This window comes from Zunongwangia sp. (genome assembly GCF_048269745.1).
Lineage (GTDB): Bacteria > Bacteroidota > Bacteroidia > Flavobacteriales > Flavobacteriaceae > Zunongwangia.
The window spans coordinates 497,076-520,107 of record NZ_JBLXIB010000001.1; the positions used below are offsets into that span (position 1 = coordinate 497,076).

The 23,032-nt window shown below is 34.2% G+C and carries 22 protein-coding genes; 11 read left to right on the plus strand and 11 right to left on the minus strand.

What is annotated here, in order from left to right; genetic code table 11:
- Positions 1–73 precede the first annotated feature (73 nt).
- Together ACN0WI_RS02180 and ACN0WI_RS02185 are read right to left on the minus strand one after the other, a co-directional pair.
- Complete coding sequence (locus ACN0WI_RS02180) at positions 74–694, minus strand: FMN-binding negative transcriptional regulator (RefSeq protein WP_417884971.1); 621 nt, start codon at positions 692–694, stop codon at positions 74–76.
- A gap of 31 nt (positions 695–725) precedes the next feature.
- A complete protein-coding gene (locus ACN0WI_RS02185) occupies positions 726–1,247 on the minus strand; it encodes a DUF421 domain-containing protein (RefSeq protein WP_417884972.1) in 522 nt (173 codons plus the stop codon).
- Between the two features lie 376 nt (positions 1,248–1,623).
- Between ACN0WI_RS02185 and ACN0WI_RS02190 the strand changes: the two genes are divergently transcribed.
- Together ACN0WI_RS02190 and ACN0WI_RS02195 are read left to right on the plus strand one after the other, a co-directional pair.
- Positions 1,624–2,295 carry a glycerophosphodiester phosphodiesterase gene (locus ACN0WI_RS02190; RefSeq protein WP_417884973.1) on the plus strand — a complete coding sequence of 224 codons (672 nt, stop codon included), beginning with the start codon at positions 1,624–1,626 and terminating at the stop codon, positions 2,293–2,295.
- 60 nt (positions 2,296–2,355) lie between these two features.
- Positions 2,356–3,570 (plus strand): NAD(P)/FAD-dependent oxidoreductase, encoded by a 1,215-nt coding sequence (locus ACN0WI_RS02195; protein WP_417884974.1) that lies wholly within the window; start codon positions 2,356–2,358, stop codon positions 3,568–3,570.
- On the opposite strand, the gene ACN0WI_RS02200 is transcribed toward ACN0WI_RS02195, so the two are convergent.
- Positions 3,567–4,043 carry a TspO/MBR family protein gene (locus ACN0WI_RS02200; RefSeq protein ID WP_417884975.1) on the minus strand — a complete coding sequence of 159 codons (477 nt, stop codon included), beginning with the start codon at positions 4,041–4,043 and terminating at the stop codon, positions 3,567–3,569. The two genes, ACN0WI_RS02195 and ACN0WI_RS02200, sit on opposite strands and share 4 nt — an antisense overlap.
- A gap of 101 nt (positions 4,044–4,144) precedes the next feature.
- On the opposite strand from ACN0WI_RS02200, the gene ACN0WI_RS02205 reads away from it, so the two are divergent.
- The 8 genes from ACN0WI_RS02205 to ACN0WI_RS02240 all read left to right on the plus strand — a co-directional run bounded on the left by ACN0WI_RS02205 (position 4,145) and on the right by ACN0WI_RS02240 (position 12,502).
- A complete protein-coding gene (locus tag ACN0WI_RS02205) occupies positions 4,145–5,233 on the plus strand; it encodes a diphosphomevalonate/mevalonate 3,5-bisphosphate decarboxylase family protein (protein WP_417884976.1) in 1,089 nt (362 codons plus the stop codon).
- Positions 5,234–5,293: 60 nt separating this feature from the next.
- Positions 5,294–6,232, plus strand: a complete 939-nt coding sequence (locus tag ACN0WI_RS02210) for a mevalonate kinase (RefSeq protein WP_417884977.1) — start codon at positions 5,294–5,296, stop codon at positions 6,230–6,232.
- Between the two features lie 26 nt (positions 6,233–6,258).
- Positions 6,259–7,164, plus strand: coding sequence for a geranylgeranylglycerol-phosphate geranylgeranyltransferase (locus tag ACN0WI_RS02215; protein ID WP_417884978.1), 906 nt, complete (start codon positions 6,259–6,261; stop codon positions 7,162–7,164).
- Between the two features lie 143 nt (positions 7,165–7,307).
- Positions 7,308–8,147, plus strand: a complete 840-nt coding sequence (locus ACN0WI_RS02220) for a pseudouridine synthase (protein ID WP_417884979.1) — start codon at positions 7,308–7,310, stop codon at positions 8,145–8,147.
- Between the two features lie 305 nt (positions 8,148–8,452).
- Entirely contained in the window at positions 8,453–9,847 is a 1,395-nt protein-coding gene (locus tag ACN0WI_RS02225; RefSeq protein ID WP_417884980.1) for an arginine decarboxylase, read from the plus strand.
- A 66-nt stretch (positions 9,848–9,913) separates the two neighbouring features.
- The gene (speB, locus tag ACN0WI_RS02230; protein ID WP_417884981.1) at positions 9,914–10,789 is read left to right on the plus strand and encodes an agmatinase; all 876 of its coding nucleotides are present in this window, start codon (positions 9,914–9,916) and stop codon (positions 10,787–10,789) included.
- Positions 10,782–11,753 (plus strand): deoxyhypusine synthase family protein, encoded by a 972-nt coding sequence (locus ACN0WI_RS02235; RefSeq protein ID WP_417885097.1) that lies wholly within the window; start codon positions 10,782–10,784, stop codon positions 11,751–11,753. The genes speB and ACN0WI_RS02235 overlap by 8 nt, the downstream gene beginning before the upstream one ends.
- 71 nt (positions 11,754–11,824) lie before the next feature.
- Entirely contained in the window at positions 11,825–12,502 is a 678-nt protein-coding gene (locus ACN0WI_RS02240; RefSeq protein ID WP_417884982.1) for a lipid-A-disaccharide synthase N-terminal domain-containing protein, read from the plus strand.
- Here the strand turns inward: ACN0WI_RS02240 and mptB are convergent.
- From mptB to ACN0WI_RS02265, 5 genes are all read right to left on the minus strand, one after another.
- A complete protein-coding gene (mptB, locus tag ACN0WI_RS02245; protein ID WP_417884983.1) occupies positions 12,479–13,909 on the minus strand; it encodes a polyprenol phosphomannose-dependent alpha 1,6 mannosyltransferase MptB in 1,431 nt (476 codons plus the stop codon). The two genes, ACN0WI_RS02240 and mptB, sit on opposite strands and share 24 nt — an antisense overlap.
- Positions 13,910–14,044: 135 nt before the next feature.
- Entirely contained in the window at positions 14,045–15,517 is a 1,473-nt protein-coding gene (locus ACN0WI_RS02250; protein WP_417884984.1) for a cellulose synthase family protein, read from the minus strand.
- Between the two features lie 14 nt (positions 15,518–15,531).
- The gene (locus ACN0WI_RS02255) at positions 15,532–16,230 is read right to left on the minus strand and encodes a glycosyltransferase family 2 protein (RefSeq protein ID WP_417884985.1); all 699 of its coding nucleotides are present in this window, start codon (positions 16,228–16,230) and stop codon (positions 15,532–15,534) included.
- 73 nt (positions 16,231–16,303) lie between these two features.
- A complete protein-coding gene (locus ACN0WI_RS02260; RefSeq protein WP_417884986.1) occupies positions 16,304–17,884 on the minus strand; it encodes a 4Fe-4S binding protein in 1,581 nt (526 codons plus the stop codon).
- A 5-nt stretch (positions 17,885–17,889) separates the two neighbouring features.
- The gene (locus tag ACN0WI_RS02265) at positions 17,890–19,176 is read right to left on the minus strand and encodes an NAD(P)/FAD-dependent oxidoreductase (RefSeq protein ID WP_417884987.1); all 1,287 of its coding nucleotides are present in this window, start codon (positions 19,174–19,176) and stop codon (positions 17,890–17,892) included.
- A gap of 188 nt (positions 19,177–19,364) precedes the next feature.
- Here ACN0WI_RS02265 and ACN0WI_RS02270 point away from each other — a divergent pair, with 188 nt between their 5' ends.
- Positions 19,365–20,405, plus strand: a complete 1,041-nt coding sequence (locus tag ACN0WI_RS02270; protein ID WP_417884988.1) for a glycoside hydrolase family 113 — start codon at positions 19,365–19,367, stop codon at positions 20,403–20,405.
- On the opposite strand, the gene ACN0WI_RS02275 is transcribed toward ACN0WI_RS02270, so the two are convergent.
- Genes ACN0WI_RS02275 through ACN0WI_RS02285 form a run of 3 tightly spaced genes read right to left on the minus strand, consistent with a single transcriptional unit; the run spans position 20,402 to position 23,031 of the window.
- Positions 20,402–21,211, minus strand: a complete 810-nt coding sequence (locus tag ACN0WI_RS02275) for a DUF547 domain-containing protein (RefSeq protein WP_417884989.1) — start codon at positions 21,209–21,211, stop codon at positions 20,402–20,404. The genes ACN0WI_RS02270 and ACN0WI_RS02275 overlap by 4 nt on opposite strands.
- Positions 21,212–21,241: 30 nt before the next feature.
- Positions 21,242–22,213, minus strand: coding sequence for an arsenosugar biosynthesis arsenite methyltransferase ArsM (gene arsM, locus ACN0WI_RS02280; protein WP_417884991.1), 972 nt, complete (start codon positions 22,211–22,213; stop codon positions 21,242–21,244).
- A 5-nt stretch (positions 22,214–22,218) separates the two neighbouring features.
- Positions 22,219–23,031 carry a purine-nucleoside phosphorylase gene (locus ACN0WI_RS02285; protein WP_417884992.1) on the minus strand — a complete coding sequence of 271 codons (813 nt, stop codon included), beginning with the start codon at positions 23,029–23,031 and terminating at the stop codon, positions 22,219–22,221.
- Position 23,032: the final 1 nt, after the last annotated feature.

Sequence of the window (23,032 nt, forward strand, 5' to 3'; positions counted from 1 at the left end):
TTATTATCGAAATACTAAATATCCGTTATGAAAAGGAAGTTTAACTAATTCTTGATTTTTTTTAAATAGTAATCTAATTTTTATATCGTTCGTTTTCTATTTTAATATCTTTTGCTAATTGCTGTTCGGTTAGTGTGCCATTTTCTAAATGGGTAACAGAAGATTGAATGTTTTCTTCTGAATATCCCTGATGTAATTTTGCAATTCCTTGAATTTTAAAAGGTTTTGCCCAGAATCCGGTAATTAAATGAAGATGCTCGTGAAGCATTTGTTGTGGGATATCTTTATAAAATAAAGGGAATTGTTGTTTGTTTTCGAATAAATTGACAAGCTTTTGTAGCGATTGCTCTAATTCTTGAGTAGTTTGTAATTTAATTTTTGCATTTATATGTACTGCAGAATAATCCCAAGTACTAATATCTTTTTCTGTATACCAAGATGAACTTACATAGCCGTGAGCACCCTGAAATATAAATAAAACCTCAGCAGAATTTGTTAGTGTGTTTAATTGTACGTTATGATTGGCGATATGAGCGTATAACCTAAAGTTTTCAGCATTTCCTTCAACTAAAACCGGAATATGAGTAGCCACTAAATGTTGTTCTTGGCTAACCATGGTGGCAAACGGGTTATTTTTAATAAAGTTGAAAATAAAATTCCGATTGTTTTTACAGTATTGTGTAGGCTGATACATAGAAATCGCTTAAAATTAGCTGCTAAAATTACTATTTATGGTTAACATCTTTAATTAGCCATTCTTCTAATTCTTTTTTTGGATTACAATGCAATACTGAAACATCTCCGGTAGTCTCAAAAACTACGGCTCTAACTTCGGATAATTGGATAACATTAGCTTCCCGTAGTTTCCCACGTAAGTCAGATTCAGTTACTCGAGCTTTTTTTAAGTTATCGTGAAAAATTTCACCATCTTTCATTAGTAATAGCGGTTTATTATCGGTTAATTTCTGAAATAGGTGGAATCTTCTTAAATAAGCAGTGCTAATTTGTAAAACATACACAATTAATAGTCCAATAGCCCCCTGAAGTAAACTAACATTTTTTAATAAAATAGTCGAAGCTAAAATACTTCCGCTAGCAATTGTCATGGCAAAATCGAAACTCGACATTTTAGAAAAGCTTCGTTTACCGGCAATTCGGGTGTAAATAATAACCAAGCAGTAAATACCTATTGCACTAATTATAATTGCTAGTAAACTTGTTGGTGATGCTTCAAACCATTTTTCCATATTCTGTAGTTTATTGGTTGTATTTCTTTAATCTAACAGACTAGAGTATTCTTTTTTCAAAAAAAATGCTTCTTTTTAATGAAATTGTAAATTGTCATCAATTAATCTAATTTGTATTTAATATATAGCTTTTAAATTTTCTACTATCAGTTTTGTATTTAGAGGAACATTTATAGTAATATTTTATGTTAGTCAGTGTTTTGATTTTTAACTTGCGCTTAAATTCTTTTGGTTCACCTAATAAAATTTGCATTTTAGTAAATTATAAAACACTTCAATATAGTTAGTTATACCGCTAATTAAATGTTAAGTACTGATAAGTGTTTCTATATTAAATTAAAAAAACTAACAAATAACCAAATAAAAACAAAAATATATGACAAAACCATTAAAAATAGGCCATAGAGGTGCAAAAGGTCATATTCCTGAAAATACTCTAGCTAGTATAAAAAGAGCACTTAATCTTAAAGTAGATATGATTGAGTTAGATGTACACCTTTGCAAAACGGGAGAGCTTATTGTTATTCATGATGAAGAATTAGAAAGCACAACCAATGGAACAGGATATGTGGCAGCAAAAACACTAAAACAATTAAAATCGTATAAAACAGAAGGAGGATATGAAATTCCGACTTTAGATGAAGTTTTTTTATTAGTAGAAAATCAAGCGATTCTAAATATCGAATTAAAAGCAGTTGGAACAGCAGAAGCTTTAATGCCTTATTTAAAAAAGTACTCAAAATCTAAAGTTTTAGTGTCTAGTTTTATCTTTGATGAGTTAATGACAATGCGTGGTTTATCGATAGATGTGCCTCTTGCTGTTTTAACTGAGGACGATTTAAGCATGGCTTTTTTACAAGCGCGGCATTTAAAGGCAGCAGCTGTTCATCCATACCATAAATTAGTTGGGCCGGATTTTATTAGAGATGCCCATCGTAATAATTTTAAAGTGAATGTTTGGACAGTTAATAAAAAACAGAGCATCGAAAAAATGAAACAGTTAGGGGTAGATGGAATTATTTCCGATTATCCAGATCGTATAGCTTAATTATTAATTAAACAATAAGAATATAGATTACACTTTTACTCAATTATCAATTTAAGATTTATGGCTCATTTTGATGTGCTAATTGTTGGAGGCGGAGCAGCAGGTTTTTTTACAGCCATAAATGCAGCCACTTTTAATCCTGCGCTAAGTATTGGAATTTTAGAGCGTGGAAAAGGAGTATTGTCTAAGGTTAAGGTTTCAGGTGGAGGCAGGTGCAATGTTACTCATGCAGAATTTATTCCTAAGGAATTAGTTCGAAATTACCCAAGAGGGCATAAAGAGTTGTTAGGTCCTTTTCATAGTTTTATGACGGGAGATACCATAGGTTGGTTTGCCGATCGAGGAATAGAGTTGAAAACGGAAGAAGACGGAAGAATGTTTCCCGTTACTAATGATTCGCAAACAATTATTGATTGTTTTTTGAATGAAGCTAAACATTTAGGAATACAAATTTTAACAGGTCAACCTGTGAAAAATATTGAAAAGCTAGATAATCAATGGTCGGTACAAAGCACCAAACAAACTTTTACCTGTAATCAACTTGTAATAACTACTGGGAGTAATCCTAAAATGTGGGATATTCTACAAAAGCTAGGGCATAATTTAATAGACGCTGTGCCTTCACTTTTTACCTTTAATATTACCGATACTCGTATTAAAAATTTAGCAGGACTTTCTAATTATTCTGAGGTGAAAATTGAAAACCTAAACTTAGAAAGCGAAGGACCATTATTAATTACCCATTGGGGAATGAGCGGGCCGGGAATTTTAAAACTTTCAGCATGGGCTGCGCGCGAGTTAAACCAATTAGATTATCAATTTTCGATTTTCGTAAATTGGGTGCCTGGTTTTACTACAGAAAGCATACGGGAAGAACTTCAAAATTGTAAGCAAAATTCTCCGAAACAAAGAGTTATGAAATATTCTCAGTTTAAAATTCCAAAACGTTTGTGGATTCAATTAGCAAAAGCAGCCGGAATTCAAGAAGATTTAGCTTGGGCTAATATTTCGAATTTACAGTTAGATAATTTTTCCCTACAACTAACAAAAGCAAAATTTAAGGTTAATGGGAAAAGTACGTTTAAAGACGAGTTTGTAACGGCTGGAGGGGTAAGTTTAAAAGAAATAGATTTTAAAAATTTCAGAAGTAAAAAATATGAAAATTTATATTTAGCAGGTGAAGTTTTAAATATCGATGCTGTTACGGGAGGTTTTAATTTTCAGAATGCTTGGACGGGTGCTTACTTAGCAGCAAAAGCTATAGCCGAGCATTAATTTATTCGCCAAAATTCAAAAGTAAAACAAGTTAGGTAAAGCATCCAAACGGCATAAGGTATTAATAAATAGGCAGACAAAGGTGTTACTATTTTAAACCACTTAATTGTAAAGAAAGTGATCGTTAAAGTACCAAGTATAGCTAATAAAGCTAAGAAGGTTTCGTGAAGTCCGAAAAATAAAAGAAACCAAAAAGCATTTAGCATCATTATAAAACCAAAGTGATAAAGAGCTGTTTTTACCCATCTATGGTAAAAGCCTTTGCTCCAAACTAAACCCGCAGAAAGCCCAACCATACAATACATTACAATCCAAATTGGCCCGTAAATAAAATCGGGTGCGGTAAACCAAGGTTTTTGCAATGCTGGGTACCAATCTTTAACTCCATTTTGTAGAGCTATAACTCCTAATAGACCAAATATCATACAGATACCTGTGGTAGTTGCACTGCGTAAAAGCAGCTTAATATTCATAAATGGTTTGTTAGATATTATCTAAAAATATAAAAAAAATGAGTTTTTAACAAACGATATAGAAAAATTTAAAAGTATATATTTGCAAAAATTTACGCCGCATGTCTAACGATAGTTTTGTAGCTTCTTCAAAAAACGCTTCTGTAGAAAAAGGAGAATTTACTTGGGAAGCACCTAGTAATATAGCATTAGTAAAATATTGGGGGAAATTAGAAAACCAGATTCCGGCAAATCCCTCTGTTAGTTTTACGCTTTCTAATTGCAAAACTACTACAACTCTTAAGTTTGTAAAAGCTTCGGAATATTCCTTATTTAATCAGGTTAAATTCGATGTTTATTTTGAAGGTCAGCAAAAAGATAGCTTTAAACCGAAAATAGCCGATTTTTTTGAGCGTATTTATAAATATTGTCCTTATTTAGATAGTTATGAATTTGAAATTCATTCAGAGAATTCCTTTCCTCATAGTAGCGGAATAGCTTCTTCGGCTAGCGGAATGAGTGCATTAGCCTTAGGGATTATGAGTCTTGAAAAAGAGTTAAATCCTGAAATGGATGATGATTATTTTTATAAAAAATCTTCTTTTTTAGCTCGTTTAGGGAGTGGTAGCGCTTGTAGAAGTGTACAAGGTAATTTAGTAGTTTGGGGGCAGCATGCCGAAATTGAAAGAAGTAGTAATGAATACGGAATCGCATATCCATATCAAATTCATCCTGTTTTTACCGATTTTCAAGATACTATTTTGTTAGTAGATAAAGGCCAAAAACAAGTAAGTAGTACGGTTGGACATAATTTAATGAAAGGACATCCGTTTGCAGAAGCTCGTTTTAGCCAAGCTCACGATAATTTAAAAAATTTAATTCCGGTTTTCGAGAATGGCGATTTAGATAAATTTATTGAAATTGTAGAACGAGAAGCGTTAACTTTACATGGGATGATGATGAGTAGCAGCCCTTATTTTATGTTGATGAAGCCTAATACATTAGCAATTATCAATAAAATTTGGGAAAAAAGAGCAGTATCAAAAATACCGGTTTGTTTTACGTTAGATGCTGGAGCAAATGTGCATATGTTATACCCCAGCCAAAATAAAACCGAAATTTTAGAATTCATTAAGAATGAGTTAGTTGGCTATTGTGAAAATGGACACTATATTTGCGATGAAGTTGGAGAAGGCTCAAAATTATTGTAAATTTATATATAATACTGAAAGCCAGATGCCAATTCAGTTAAACTGCTTAGGGTAATTACTATGAAAGGACCTTTATTTTATTCGAAAATTTTATTGTTTGGGGAGTACGGAATCATTAAAGATTCTAAAGGCTTATCAATCCCTTACAATTTTTACAATGGCGCTTTAAAGGTTTCTGAAGAGTCTTCAGCAAAAGCAAAAGAATCTAACGGACACTTAGCTCGTTATGCAGCTTATTTAAATGAGCTACAAAATAAGAATCCGGATTTAGTACATTTCGATATTGATACTTTAAATGCTGATATTAAAAAAGGAATGTATTTTGACTCTAGTATTCCTCAGGGCTATGGTGTTGGTAGTAGTGGAGCATTAGTGGCTGCTATTTATGATAAATATGCTACCGATAAAATTACGGTATTAGAAAATCTCACTAGAGAAAAATTATTAAAATTGAAGAAGATTTTTGGAGAAATGGAATCGTTTTTTCACGGTAAATCTTCTGGTTTAGATCCTTTAAATAGTTATTTAAGCATTCCCATTTTAATAAACTCTAAAGATAATATAGAACCTGCAGGAATTCCTTCTCAAACACAAAATGGTACTGGAGCAGTTTTTCTTCTAGATAGTGGTTCAACAGGAGATACGGCACCAATGGTGAGTATTTTTATGGAGAATATGAAGCAGGAACCTTTCCGGAAAATGTTGAAAACCAAATTTGTAAAACATACAGATGCTTGTGTGGACGATTTTCTGAAAGGAGATGTGAAATCACTATTTAAAAATGTAAAAAGTCTTTCCCATGTGGTGTTAGATAATTTTAAACCTATGATTCCAGCTAAATTTCACAAATTGTGGAAACATGGTATCGATACTAACGATTATTACCTTAAACTTTGCGGCTCTGGAGGTGGTGGCTATATACTAGGCTTCACCGAAAATATAGAGAAAGCGAGAAAATCTTTAAAAGGCTATAATCTAGAAGTTGTTTATAACTTCTAAAAAAAATCTTTCAAATCTTATAGCATATGGCGTCGCTAATAAATAAGCGGTTTTTGCTTAAAATGCTTAGTCTTTTTTCTGTAGTACGAGGATATAACATCTTAATGATTGTTATAGCTCAGTACTTAACTTCAGCATTTATTTTAGCGCCAGAGCTTCCGTTACGAGAAGTGATTTTTGATGATAATTTATTTTTTCTGATTTTGAGTACGGCTACCGTAATCGCTTCAGGTTATATCATTAATAATTTTTACGACAGCGAAAAAGATCTTATCAATCGTCCTAAAAAAACGATGTTAGACCGTATTGTTGGTCAGCGAACAAAGCTCTCAGTATACTTTATTCTGAATATGGTTGCGGTTTTTTTTGCAAGTTATGTTTCGTTTAAAACGGTAGTTTTTTTCTCATTGTATATTTTCGCAATTTGGTTTTATTCCCATCGATTAAAAAAAATTCTATTTGTAGGAAATTTAGTTGCTTCTATAATGGCAATTATTCCTTTCTTTGCCGTTTTTGTATACTATAAAAATACTGAAACAGTTATTTTTATACATGCTACATTTTTGTATTTAATGATTGTAATGCGAGAGTTAGTAAAAGATTTAGAGAATATTAAAGGAGATCTGGCATTAAATTATCATACTATTCCTGTGGTTTACGGAGAGCGGTCAAGTAAATTGTTTTTAGGTATTCTTTTCCTAATTTCAATTATTCCAACCTTATTACTTACACAAAAATTTAATGTGGGGTATATGCATTACTACTTTTATGCTAGTTTTGCACTTTTAATTCTCTTTATGTTCATTTTGTATTTTAGCAAGGCAAAATGGCAATACTTACTGTTACATAATATTTTAAAATTTATAATTGTAGCCGGAGTTTTTAGTATTCTACTAATAGATCCGAGAGCTATATTAAATCGAGTTTTTTAAAAACTGCAAAAGGAAATGACTAGCTAGGATACATTTCTCAAGTTTCTTTATATAAGTGAATTAGAAAGAAGAAAAACAAAATCTTTTAAAAATACATTTTTTAACATCGAAGGTAACCAGTATCTTTGCACAAAATTAACGCTATGAGCAGAAATGATAATTCTCCAGAAAGAAAACAAAGTGGGAGACAGGGTGGAAGTCGAAAAAAATCGTATGCTCGAGGTAATGCTCCTGTAAAACAACGTAAAACAACTGCTTTAGAAAAACAAGAAGATGGAATGCGTTTAAATAAATACATTGCAAATGCAGGTATTTGTTCACGTAGAGATGCCGATATTTATATAGCTTCAGGTAACGTAACGGTTAACGGGGAAATAATAACCGAAATGGGTTATAAAGTAAAATTAACGGATGAGGTTAAGTTTGACGGACGTAATATTACTCCAGATAAGCCGGAATATTTTGTACTTAATAAGCCAAAAGGTGTTTTTGTAACTGGAAGTATTAATAAAGGAGGCTTAACAGTAATGGATATTATGGCCAAGGCATCTAAATCTAAATTAGATCCTGTTGGTAAATTAGATACGCAAACTACCGGATTATTAGTTTTTACTAATGATGGAGGTTTGGCTAAAAAGTTAGCTAACCCTAAAAATGGGATACGTCAAATTTATCACATAAAGTTAAACAGGACCCTATCTCAAAGTGATTTAGAAAAAATTAGAGATGGAGGCGTTCATTTAGAAGGTAAAAAGGTAAACGTAACTGAAGTTAGTTATGTTAAAGATCGTCCAAAATCTGAAGTAGGAATGGAGCTTGTTAGTACAAAAGCCCATATTGTTCAAAAAATCTTTAAAAGTTTAGGTTACGAAATAGTAAACCTAGACCGAGTTGTATTTGGTGGTTTAACGAAAAAAGATTTACCTCGAGGACGCTTTAGAACATTAACAAAACAAGAAATTATAAATCTTGGTAATTTGTAATCCAAATTATTGATTTTTAAATCATTTTTTATTTAAATTTATCCCCGATTCATGTCGGGGATTTTTTATGATTAATTTTCTGCCGGCAAATCAAAAAAACTAATAAATATCTTTTAGTGTTTTTAGATTGAAAAACATTTTCTCTTTCAAATATTCGCCAATTCTGGTGCTAAAAAGGTTTAGCCAAAATGCTAAATTATTAATAGTTTGTTTTTATAACGTATTAACAATATTTTACCTATCTGAATTTTCAGAATAGTTGTGTAATAACTAATTTTTGATTTTTAACCACTTATTTTAAAAATTTGAATACCAAATACAGGGATTTAATCAACCAGACTTACTACTTTCCTCAAGAAGAATTTAAGTTAGAAGGTAGTGAGCTTCAATTTCATGATATCAATTTAATGGATCTAGTAAAACAGTACGGAGCACCATTAAAATTTACATATCTGCCAAAAATTTCAGAAAATATTAATCGAGCAAAAGGCTGGTTTAAAACCGCGATGCAAAATCTCGATTATAAAGGATCTTATAATTACTGTTACTGTACTAAAAGTTCTCATTTTCAGTATGTAATGAATGAGGCGCTTAAAAACGATATTCATATTGAAACCTCTTCAGCTTTCGATATTCATATTGTAGAAAAATTAAAAGCTGCGGGTAAATTAAATAACAACGCTTATGTAATTTGCAATGGTTTTAAACGCGACCAGTATATAGTTAATATCGGAAGATTAATTAATAATGGACACAGAAACTGTATTCCGATTATAGATAATTATGAAGAATTAAATTTACTAGAAGATCATATAAACGATGATTTTGAAGTGGGAATCCGAATTGCTTCTGAAGAAGAACCAAAATTCGAATTTTACACCTCAAGGTTGGGAATTGGATATAAAAATATTGTTCCGTTTTACAATCAATCTATTAAGGATAATGATAAAGTTAATTTAAAAATGCTTCACTTTTTTATTAATACAGGTATTCGAGATACTGCTTATTATTGGAATGAATTAAATAAGTGTTTAAAGGTTTATATTAACCTGAAACGTATTTGTCCTACGCTAGACAGTCTTAATATTGGAGGAGGTTTTCCAATTAAAAATTCATTAGCTTTTGACTATGATTATCAATATATGGTTGAAGAAATTATCAACCAAATAAAATCTACTTGTGAAGAAGCAGGAGTAGCTGTTCCTCATATTTTTACAGAATTTGGTAGTTTTACCGTAGGAGAAAGTGGCGGAGCTATTTATGAAATTCTATACCAGAAACAACAAAATGATCGTGAAAAATGGAATATGATTAATTCCTCTTTCATAACAACATTACCCGATACTTGGGCAATTAGCAAAAAGTTTGTCATGTTATCTGTTAATCGTTGGGATGATGAATACGAGCGTGTGCTTTTAGGAGGGCTAACTTGTGATAGCGACGATTATTATAATAGCGAACAGCATACTAATGCTATTTATTTACCGAAATTTAAAAAAGAAAAACCACTTTATATCGGGTTTTTTAATACAGGAGCCTATCAGCAAACAATTGGAGGTTTTGGAGGCTTACAACATTGTTTAATTCCACAACCTAAACATTTATTGATAGATAAAGACGAAAACGGAAATATTATCACCAAATTATTCAGAGAACAGCAAAAAGCTGAAGATATGTTGGATATTTTGGGATATGACTGAACATGATAATTAAATTTTTTATCTTTAATACAAATAACTATTTCTTACTAAACCAATTAGATTACAATGAGTAAAAAAAATTATGCCGGGATACCTGACAAATACTCCAGAATAGACGAAGCAAAAGTAGTTTTGATTCCAGTTCCGTATGATGGCACTAGTACTTGGCAAAAAGGTGCAGACAAAGGACCGGATGCATTTTTAGAAGCTTCAGAAAATATGGAACTATATGATATAGAAACCAAATCTGAAGTGTATAAAAAAGGTGTATATTTAGCACCAGCCGTTACCGAAGATTCTTCACCTGAAAAAATGGTAGAAGCAGTTTATAAAACCACAAAAAACTATATTTCTCAAGATAAATTTGTGACCCTTTTCGGAGGTGAGCATAGTATATCTATTGGTAGTATTAAAGCTTTTAATGAGAATTTTGCAGATTTAACAGTTGTTCAACTTGATGCTCATGCCGATTTGAGATCAGAATACGAAGGCTCTAAATGCAATCATGCCTGCGCAATGCATGAAGCTAGTAAAAATACAAACTTGGTACAGGTTGGTATTCGTTCTATGGATATTTCAGAAACCGATCATATGGACGAGAATCAAGTTTATTTTGGACACGATTTATATGAAGACTGGATGGATGATGCTATCGGGCAAATGACGCCAAACGTTTTTATCACTATAGATTTAGATGCTTTTGATCCTTCAATTTTACCATCTACAGGTACACCGGAACCAGGAGGCTTATTTTGGTACGAAACCTTGGAGTTTTTAAAATTAATGTTCAAAAAGAAAAACGTAGTAGGTTTTGATATTGTTGAGCTTTGCCCAAATAAAGATGAAAAATCTTCCGACTTTTTAGCAGCAAAACTTTATTATAAAATGCTTAGCTACAAATTTAAATATCAAGATTCTAATGAAGACGACGAAGATGAATAAAGGAGCGATTTCGCAATTTATAGAAAAATATTATTTACACTTTAATGCAGCAGCGCTTGTCGATGCCGCTAAAGATTACGAAAAGCAATTAGAAGGAGGTAGCAAAATGTTAGTTTCTCTTGCAGGAGCAATGAGTACTGCCGAACTTGGAAAGATCTTTGCTGAAATGATTAGACAAGATAAAGTACAGATTGTTTCCTGTACTGGTGCTAACCTGGAAGAAGATGTGATGAACCTTGTGGCGCATTCACATTACAAGCGTGTTCCTAATTATCGTGACCTTACTCCAAAAGAAGAATGGGAATTGTTAGAAGGTGGTTTAAACCGAGTAACCGACACCTGTATTCCCGAAGAAGAGGCTTTTAGAAGAATTCAGGAACATATTTATAAAATTTGGAAAGAAGCAGATGATAAGGGAGAGCGTTATCTGCCTCATGAATATTTATATAAATTATTATTAAGCGGGGTTTTAGAAGAGTACTACGAGATCGACCTTAAAGATTCTTGGATGTATGCCGCTGCAGAGAAAAACCTGCCAATAGTGGTGCCAGGATGGGAAGATAGTACACTGGGGAATATTTTTGCGTCTTATGTTATTAAGGGAGAATTAAAAGCCAGTACGATGAAATCTGGAATCGAGTATATGACCTTTTTGGCCGATTGGTATACTGAGAATTCTAAAAACGGAATTGGTTTCTTCCAAATTGGTGGCGGTATTGCTGGAGACTTCCCTATTTGTGTAGTGCCAATGTTATACCAGGATTTAGAGCGAACCGATACACCATTTTGGAGTTATTTCTGTCAAATTTCAGATTCCACTACAAGTTATGGTTCATATTCAGGAGCTGTTCCTAATGAGAAAATTACTTGGGGTAAATTAGACATTGATACTCCAAAACATATTATAGAAAGTGATGCTACTATCGTAGCGCCACTCATATTTGCATATCTGTTAGATATGTAGTTTGTTTAGCTTTTTGGGTAAAAAGTATTAACAAAGATTTACAATAGGATAAAGCTGTCCTTAAGTCAATTTTGGCTTATTTTGGACAGCTTTTTTATTTTAATGCTGAGCGTATGAATATGTGGATCGTTTATGGTATCGGATTTTTAGCGCAACTGTGCTTTTCTGCCCGACTCGTGAATCAATGGATACTTTCAGAGAAAAAAAATAAAGTACAAACGCCAACGCTTTTTTGGCAGCTTAGTCTTTTAGGAGCAATTTTGTTTTTTGTATACGGTTATCTGCGTAAGGATTTATCGATTATGATTGGTCAGGCGCTTATTTACTATATTTATTTTCGAAATTTGCAGCTTCAGGGTCAGTGGAAACCTTCCAATATTTTCTTTAAAATCGCAGTAATTCTTTCACCAATTCTTATCACTGCATATCTGGTGTTTTATAGCGATCTCAATTGGTCAAGGTTATTTACCGGGGATAATATTGCGATATGGTTGGTAATTTTAGGAACCATAGGCCAAATCATTTATACTGGTAGATTCGTTTATCAATGGTGGTATTCAGAGCAGCATGATGAGAGTAGCTTGCCCTGGGGTTTCTGGATAATGAGTTTAACAGGGTCTGTCATTATTTTTACGTATGCCTGTTTCAGAACAGATCCAGTACTTTTATCGGCCCATTTTTTTGGGGGTATTGTATATATTCGTAATCTTTTTATTATTCATAAATCACGAAAAAAGGCTAAAGCTTAATTTCTTCGGAAAGAAAACTTCAGTAATCGCAAAGCCAACTACAATAACATATTCTAATGTGATTAGCCATAAATTCTCATGAAATTCGGTGTTTCCATAGGCATAATAACTCAGTATTACCATTAAAGACCAGACGATCGGGAATCGATATTTTGTGAATATCGAAAGCAGAAGCGGAGTTACAATATACCAGGGATGAACCGTAGTAGATAGTAAGAAATAAAAGAAAATTGCAAAAAGGCATCCCGAAATTAGCGATTTTAAGCTATTATTTTTTCTGAATAAGCTAATACTTGCAATAATCAGAAAAGTGATCACAGGAAGTACTTTTCCTGCATCAGCAATAATGTTATAACCTTTTATTTGAAACCCAATCCATCGAATGATATAATAGAAACTGGCGTTGAATTCGAATTTTTGAAACCAAAGCCCAACACTTTCAAAAAAATTATTCAGAAAAGCCGAATTATAGAACGGAAGGAAGCTTAAAACGACCGTAAGCATAACGATAAAATAAAAGCCAAGAAGTTTAGCCCATTTTATCGATTTTAGATCGGTTATTTTTTCTGAAAACTGAGTCTCTAAATTTCGATTTTCGATAATTTTAGAATCATTTTTTTTACTGCTGAAAAACTTTAGAAAAAGCGGCAGGAACATAAGCGGAAGCAATTTTACGGAAATCGAGAATCCTAAAACAAAAGCTCCAAATATCCATTTTTGCTTCTGCAATAGATAGAAAGCAAGAATGATGAAAAATCCCATAACGCTTTCAAAATGTAAATTTCCGAAGCATTCAATAATTACAAAAGGATTCAAAATAAACCAGAAAATATAGTGTTCTGGTAATTCAAGTTTCTTTAAAAGTTTTCTTCCGAAGAAGAGAATACCGAATTCAGACAAAACAATAAAAACCCGAAAAATAAGGACTGACAAAAGAATACTATTTCCAGATATCCATCCAGCAACGGCAAAGATCAATTGGTTTAGTGGTGGATAATTAGTGTAGTTGGAAGCACTTAAAGAACCCATGCCATTTACCAGCTCTTGGGCCTGAGAAATACCACCAAAATGAGCCGATTCCATTAATCGATTGGGTGTTGATAAGTAAGGATTAATGCCGTTGGCCAGTAATCGCCCATCCCAAATAAATCGGTAAAAGTCCTGCGAAAGATTTGGTAAGGCTACGATTAAAATCAACCTAAAAATTATAGCCGCACCCGCCAATAACCAAAACCTTGTTTTTAAAAGCTGAATTATTTTAAAACTAAGAAAAAACAAACCAGCGTAAAGGGTGATTAATTTTGGGAAATCTGCTCGATCAAGATCGTAAGCAAAACTCCAGTAAAAAGCAGCTGCTGTAAAAAATAAAAGCAACGGAATTTTATAGAGTTTCAGGGATTGCAGCAAAGCAGCTCAAAATTTTAAGTGAGATTACGAAAATAGTGAAAATAAATATTGAAAATTAGTTGAGAAGAACGTCACTATTTTTTTGGATTTTACTTGTCTCTATTCTAACTATTAATAGCCAAGCGGTTTTAAAGGCTATCCTTTAGAAAAAATACTTTTAAAAGCCACAAAACCAAAGCCTCCGAAAAGCATTAGATGGAAAAGAATTAATCCGAAGTCATTTAGAGCAAAAGCGCTGTATAACGCGAATGCGAAGTATAGGCAAAGCAAGGCCTCGATAAGAATATTTGCTGAAAATTTATTCGATAAATATTTGTTGCCTTTCCATGAATCTTTAAGCGTATTCACGTTGAATTTTGGAGTTCGTATAAATTCAGATCGTTTCCCAAAATGACCTTCTAAAACTGCCAACGAATTATGCACAGAAAATCCCATTGCCACCGCAAAAAAGGTGATAAACATCCCAATAAAACTGAAGAAAGATTTTACTCCTTTTCCATGAATTTTGGCATACGGAACAAAATAGCAGCAAAAGAAAATGATCGTGCTAATGCCAAATCCTGCCAGCACATTAAAATACCAGCTAAACGCAGGATTGTTGTTTTTGATGTATAAAACCGGAACACTTAGAATCCCCAGTAATAGCACAATTAAAAACATACTAGAATTCAGTAAATGGAAAAAACCATGAAATTTGGTTCCGAAAGAAACACTGGGGTCTTTAACCAATTTTCGATAGTTTTTCCTGAAATTTTCAGCAGCACCTTTATTCCAACGAAATTGCTGTGAGCGTGCAGCGCTGATCACTACCGGAAGTTCAGCCGGAGTTTCAACATCTTCCAGGTATTTAAATTTCCATTTTTTAAGCTGTGCACGATAACTTAGATCTAAATCTTCGGTAAGCGTATCTCCACTCCAATTACCGGCGTCAAGAATACATTCTTTGCGCCAAATACCTGCGGTACCATTAAAATTGATAAAATGCCGACCAAAATTTCTGCCGGTTTGTTCTAGTATGAAATGAAAATCTAAAGCAAAAGCCTGGATTTTTGTAAGCAACGAATAATCCCGGTTTAGATGTGCCCAGCGAGTTTGCACTACGCCAATTTCAGGATTTTTAAAATATGGAACCGTTTGTTGCAACCAATCTGGATTCGGCATAAAATCGGAATCAAAAATGGCTATAAACTCTCCTTTGGCAATTTCCAATCCTTCTTTTAGTGCACCAGCTTTAAATCCGCTGCGTTTTTCCCGTTGGATATGCTGAATCTCAATTCCGCTTTTTCGCATTTCCGCAATAATTTCAGTGGTTTTTAGAACAGATTCGTCGGTAGAATCATCTAGTACCTGAATTTCCAGTTTGTCTTTTGGATAATCGATTTTTGCGATATTCCGTAGTAATCGTTCTACCACATACATTTCGTTGTAAAGCGGCAACTGGATGGTCACTTTAGGGATTTCAGTAGGATTACTTAGATCAAACTTTTCAGCGTTATCAATACTTTTTTTCGCTTTAAAGTAGTTCAGCAATAATTGCAATTCTGAAATACTATAAAAGAAAATCACCAACAAGGCTAATGTGTATAATATGATAATCGCTAAATCCAATCTGTTTTTTTAATCTATTTAAAGCTATATTTAAATATCCAACCTAAAATCTTTACGCCTGCAAAGATAGCCCCTTTTAGCGTTCCAGAAACTTTAGAGACACCAATCCTGTTTTTGTAATGCACCGGTATTTCTACATACGTAAAATCTTGTTTTATGGCTTTAAGTTGCATTTCTACAGTCCAGCCATAGGTTTTATCTTCCATATTTAGCTGAAGCAGTTTCTTGTATTTGATCGCTCTAAATGGACCAAGATCGCTAAATTTTGCTCCAAAAAATAAACGCATTAAAGTGGTAGCGAGCCAGTTTCCGAAGATCTGAGGAAAAGTCATCGATCCTGCTTCCCGCCACTTTTTAACGCGGGCACCAATTACCATGTCGATGTTTTTTTGCTGAATAGGCGCAATAATATCAGTTAATTCTGAAGGATAATCGCTATAGTCACCATCTAGAAAAACAATGATATCTGGAGTTAAATTTTGATTAGCGATATAGTCCATGCCTTTTAAACAAGCATAGCCATAACCCTTTCGGTTTTCCTGAAGTACTGTTGCTCCAGCAGCTGAAGCATTTTTCTCGGTATCATCGGTCGAATTGTTGCTTACCACAATAACTTCATCGACGATATTGGGAATTTCTCCAATAACTTTTGCAATCGAATCGGCTTCGTTATACGCAGGGATAATAACTTTTATAATTGGGTTTTTCTTCAAATTCTTTAGGCTTTTTAATCAATTTCGAAACCTCACAGGTTTTTGAAACCTGTAAGGTTTACCGCGAATTTTATTAAGATTTTTGATTCAGAAGATCCAATAGATCTACATCGTTCCCTAACAATACTTCATTTTCGTTAATTCGGCCTTCCGTTTTTCCGTTTTCTAATTTTAATACACCTCGAGGGCAAACCGCTGAACAGATTCCGCATCCTACACAACTAGAGCGCACAATGTTTTGTCCTTTTTGGGCGTAAGCTCTAACATCGATTCCCATTTCGCAATAGGTAGAGCAATTTCCGCAGCTAATGCATTGGCCACCGTTGGTTGTAATTCTAAATTTTGAAAACAATTTTTGTTGCATCCCAAGAATTGCCGCCATAGGGCAACCAAAACGACACCAAACCCGACTACCAAAAATGGGATAAAAACCAACACCAATTACTCCAGAAAATGCCGCGCCAATTAAAAATCCATACCATTCGCGGAGTTTATAACCTGGGAAAAAGAAAATATTTGAATTTCCGTTGAAATAATTAATGCCAATAATCGCTAAGATCACCACTAAATATCCAATGGCTCCGTACTTTGCATCTTTTTGTAATTGATCTCTTTTAAAAATTATGATGAGCGCAAAAAGCAGCGTAAGGAAACCGGCGCTCCCCCAAAGAAAAACATCTTTAGTTAACCAAAATCGATCGGCATTTTCACCAAGATAGGAGTAGATAACGGCGATGGTCATTACGGTAACAAAAACTAAAACGCTATGAATTACCCAGCGCTCGATTTTCCAGGCTTTTTGTGATTTATCTGATAGTTGCCTAAAGGGATCTCCTGCGGTTTCAGCGAGACCACCGCAACCACAAACCCAACTGCAATACCAGCGTTTTCCGTATTTATAGGTGAGAATAGGGGTAATGACAAAGATCGAAACGATACCAAAAATTAACATGGCAATACCTAAATTTCCGGCAGATAAAAATGAATCTAGGCGATAGCCGGCAAAAAGATCGTAATTCAGTGGCCAGATTGTTGTCGGCGCAAAATAAGGTTTATTGAGCCGCGCAAGAATTTCAGGAATTAAAAACGCAAAACCTAACTGAAAAAACATGACCGAGCAGGTTCTTATAATTTCATAGCGATTATGTCGATATTTCAGTATAAATTTAAATCCGAATATCCAGATCGCTACCGTATACAAAGTTCCGTAAACAAACCATTGGCTGGCCGGACCACCATTAATAAATTTACTTAGTGGATCGAACAAGGCGATGATTCCGTTATTTGCGCTTTCGCTGTTTAGACCTAAATACTGCGGAAACCAATATAACACCACATAAAATAAAGTCAGACCAATCCCAAGCAGCCAGGCCCAAAAACCTTTGCCGCTTAACGATTTAAACCAAACGCCGTCGTTTTTGATTCCGGCATGTTTTCCCCAATAGGTATCGACAGAAAAAATAACTGTTCCTAAAGTAATCATTCCCAAAGATAAAGTCAGAAATAGGCTTTTATTCGGGAAATTGAAATTTGCAATGGCAAGAACCAAGATCAATAAACCGGTAAGGCCAATAGCGCTTGCTATTTTTTGAGTAGTGGAAATACTTTTTGGAGCATCCCCGGTAATAGACATATTATGTTCGATGTTGCTCATTTGGTTTATGCGTTTTGGAGATTTTTCTTAAACCCAGAAAATATTGCTGCCTCATTCCGAGAATAAAATTCAGGATCAAAATTAGCTTGTTTTAGATTGGCGAGTACGTAATTAATCTCTCGCTTTCCAGTAAGCCAACGATCTAAAACTTCGTGTCGCATTCTAATTCCGAAGGTATTTATTCCTAAAAAATAATTCGTTTTTTTATCGAAACTAATCGTGATTGCTTTGGTATTATCTTCGTTCTGCCAATGAAAATGCTGTTCATTTTCTTTAGGTTTTGCCCAAACCCATCCGTAGGTTTGATATTCTATATCGAAGAATTTAGCCGAATTAAACCAATTTCCCGGATTATATCGAGATTTTTCTCCGGTAAGTGTAAGTGCTAAAGTTTCGCCCATCATCCTTCCGGTATACCAAACCGCTTCAACAGATTTTCGCAGTCCAATGGCTTCCTGTTGCTCGGCACAATCACCAATTGCATAAACATCGGGAATATTGGTTTCTAAATAAGAATTCACTAAAATCCCTTTATCGATCGCTAACCCGGAATCTTTTAAAAAATCGATATTTGGTCGAACACCGGCGCATAAACCTACTAGCTGGCAATCGATTTGTTCACCACTTTTGGTCATGATGGCTTTTACTTTTCCGTTTTCATCCGGAATTATTTTATCGAGTTCTGTTTCTGTTCGTAAATCCACTCCATGAGATTTGATATGCTCAGAAATCATTTTGGCATCTTCAAAAGGTAATACCGAATGCCAGAAAGCTTTTTCACGAACCAACATCGTAACTTCAATATTACGAGTGCGAAGCATCTCAGCAAGTTCATTACCTATAAGTCCGCCACCTACAACAACTGCTTTTTTGCAATTTTGAGTATTTTTTTCCAGTAACTCTAGATCTTGTTTAGACACTAATCCTTGTACACCTTCTAGATTTTCACCTTCCCAACCAAATTTGTTCGGTATAGAACCGGTTGCTAAAACCAGTTTGTCATAATCAAGCGTTTCACCATTTTTAAAATGAAGTGTTTTCTGCTTAAAATCGATTTGATTTACCCAGCCTTTTTTAAGATTGATTCGGTTTTTCTCCCAAAACCAATCTTCATATGGTTTAAGGTGATTCCACTTCATGTGTCCCATGAACACGTACATTAGTGCAGTACGAGAAAAAAAGTAATCACTTTCCGCAGAAATTACGGTGATCTTTTTATCCGATCGCTTTCGAACGTGGCGAGCCGTGGTAATTCCAGAAATTCCGTTACCTAAAATAACGATATGCTCCATGAAGTGCTATAGATTTAGATCTTAAGTGTTTTCAAATTTGCGATAATATTTAAATTTAGTCGCAAGTAAAGAAGTATCTTAACTTAAAATTGTATAAAACCGATTTAAAAACGAACCAGATTTTTGTCGATTATAGATATTAGTACTGAGATACTTTATATTATAACTCGAATATTAAAAAGAATTGAATGGAATCTAAACTTTGGTTAGCTATTGTTTCTTTGCTTTTCACTTTTTGCAGTCATCAGCCAGATTTTCCGAAGCTAAAGTATAACGGATTAAGTTTAGTAGCCTCCCGAGATTCATTAAAAACCGAGCATATTCTTCCTTTAAAAAATGTAAATGCTAATACTGTAGCCTTGATGCCTTTTGCTTTTCTTGAAGATTTAGAAAGTCCAGAGTTACATTTTAATAATAAGCGACAGTGGTGGGGAGAACGGGTAGATGGTGTACAACAAAGTATTCATTTACTTCAGGAAAATGGGATAAAGATCATGCTAAAACCTCAAATTTGGATTTGGCATGGCGAGTTTACCGGTGATCTTAATATGACTTCTGAAATAGATTGGCAAACTTTTGAAAATAGCTATCTGGAATATATTTTATTGTATGCTGAATTGGCCGAAAAAGAGCAAATAGCACTTTTTTGTATAGGAACCGAGCTTTATAATTTTACAGAGAAAAGACCCGAATTTTGGCAAAAGATGATTACTGAAGTGCGCAAAGTGTATTCAGGAAAGATCACTTATGCTGAAAACTGGGATAAAGTTGAACAATTTCAGTTGTGGGATCAACTCGATTTTATTGGTGTCGATGCTTATTTTCCGGTGAGTGAAGAAGAAAATCCTACAGAAGCTGAGTTAAGTAAGGGGTGGGAATCACATAAAAAAATGCTGCAAAATTTATCTTCAGTAACTAAAAAGCAGGTGTTGTTTACAGAATATGGTTATAGAAATGTTGATTTTGCCACAAAGGAGCCGTGGAAGGCTTCTACGAGAAGAAGAGGAGATGAGGTTCCTGAAAATTTAAATGAAGAATTACAGGCAAAGGCATTACAGGTGATTTACGATGAGTTTTGGCCGGAAAAATGGTTTGCCGGTGGTCTTCTTTGGAAATGGCATCACGATCATGAACGTGCAGGAGGAAAGCAAAACGACCAATTTACCCCACAAAATAAAATGGCTGAAGAAATCGTAAAGTCGAATTATGAAAAATATAGTCGTTTTTAAGGCTGCTTGTTTAAACTCCAGTTATATTCTTTAAAAGAAATATTGTTCCAATTTTTCATTTTCACATCGCTGTAGCGATTAATATATTCACCAATGGTAATACTTCCACCCGTAAAATCACCACTGTACCAATCGAAAAGTCTGGAAAGCTGAGCCGATTCTGGTTTAATACTATTTTTAGGCGAATTTATAAAAGACCGGGTAGCATATTCTAGTTGTTCATTAATAGCATCAGCGGTGTAAGCTTCATTTAGCAGTCGTGGGCTGGATATGGCAGCTTTGCAAATGGCAAAATTAACCCGTGGCTCGTTCATTCTTCTTAGAATACTATTTTCTAAAGCACCCAGTGAAATTTGTTTAGTTCCCATACTTACAAATTCTTTGGTGGTAGCACCATCGATACTCTGTACAGATTTAAGGGGATAATTGTCCAAAACAAGTTTTACCGTATTGGCGTTGTATGCGTTGATATAATAGGATAGTTGCTCTTGGACAGACCAGGTTTGATTTGGCTTGTTTTCTGAAAGCATTTTGATGTATTTATCAAATGCTTTTCGATCTTTCTTGAAGCCTTCATAATTTACCAGTCCTTTTTCATCTACGTATTTTTGTAGCAAATTATGCCAGGTAGAATGATCAATATTCGTTGAAGTGTTAGAAATTGTTGAAATCAATTCACCTTTTACGTTGGAATGTGGTAAACCCTTACTGGAAAATCCGGCCGCTGAAAATAACGCGCAACTGCTTAAACCAATAGGGAAAATGGCCATTATCAATATTCGTTTAAGTAGATTAAAATTTTTCATGCTGCGCAATTTTCAGTTTAAATTTTGTGTTTAGCAACAACCTCCTCCATCGTAATGAAAAGTAGATTCGCTAATAAAAATGTCGTCTCGTCCCAAACCTTTTAAAGCTTTGGCTGTTTTATCGCAAATTGACAAAGGCTGATTCTTTAAAAGGATATGACCTTTTTTATCATCAAAATGGTCGTCTTCGCCATAATAAATTGCTGCTTTACCTGTAAAGATGCAGGGGCCATCTTCTGGTATTGGATCTTTTATAGCGGCAACCTCTATAGATTCAATATAAATTAATTGTTTAGTGGGATAGTGTTTAGGATCCAGAATTCGGTATGGTTTTCTTGCTCTAATCTCTATAGTTCCAAAACCAACATCTGTCAACGCCTTTACATAATCTTTAATTGGTAAGCTTCCGCTAAGACATAATGCTCTTAATCGCTCGTCGTTTCTTAGCTCATCATTCATTTGCTGCTCACAGGTAGGATCGCTCATTACCAGTTTGCCATGTGGCTTCAAAACTCGATACATTTCTTCGATCGCTTTTTTAAGATCTTCAGCTTTAAAAATATTAAATAAGCAGTTTTGTGCGGCAACATCAACCGAATTGTCTTTTAGTGGAAGGTTTAGCGCATCACCTTTCTTTAAATCCACAAAATCTGAGCTAAACCAGGTGTTTTGTTCTTCAGCAATTTTGAAATTTTTTCTAGAAGCTTCCAACATTTCATCGACGGCATCTACGCCAATAACTCCATGTGGTTGCCTTGAAAAATAAGCGAATTGTAATAATTCCATACCGCCACCAACGCCAACATAAAGAATACGTGGATTATTAGAAAGATCACGCGCATGCACTGTACTACCACAACCATAATTCATTTCCTGCATGATCTTCGGGATTTTTAATCCCGGTAATTCCCAAATAGGATTGGTGGTGCAGCAAAGTCCAACATCTGGTGTAAGCGCTGCATCTTTATAAACGTTTTTTGTGGTTTCTAAATAACTGCTCATTTGTATTAAAGCGTTTTGATAAGTTCTCTAAAAAGAACAATCATTTGTGGTTCGGCTTTTTCGGCCATTGCGATGATTTCGCTAATATCTACTGGTTTTAGATCGTCTGGATTTCCTTCATCTGTAATAACAGAAACTGCGGAAACCGGAATATTTAAATGATTTGCAACAATAATTTCTGGAACGGTACTCATTCCCACGGCGTCGGCTCCTGCGATTTTTAGAAATCGATACTCAGCTCTGGTTTCTAATTGTGGACCTAAAACAGAAGCGTATACCCCTTTATGTAAATTGATATTGTTACTTTTTGCAATCTTTTCTATCGTAGCATTCATTTTTGGATCATAAGGTTGAGCCATATCTACAAAACGCTCTCCCAGCTTTTCTACTCCTCTAAAGGCTAATGGCGATCCTCCCTGGAAGTTCAGGTGATCTTCAATTAACATTAATTCTCCTTTTTTATAATCCATGTTAATCGAACCTGCGGCGTTAGAAACTAATAATTTATGAATTCCTAATCGTTTCATTACTCTAACGGGGTAAGTGACATCTTGTAGGGTGTAACCTTCGTAAAGGTGAAAACGTCCCTGCATTACCACCACTTTTTTCCCCTCCATACTGCCGTAGATTAATTTTCCTTTATGAAATTCTACTGTAGCTGTTGGGAAATATGGTATATGATTATAACTTACTTCGTGTTCGATTTTAATATCATCTATTAGCTTACCAAGCCCTGTTCCTAAAATAATTCCTATTTCAGGATTTTCAAATCCTTTAGATTTTAAATAATCGGTGGATTCCTGAATTGCATCTATCATT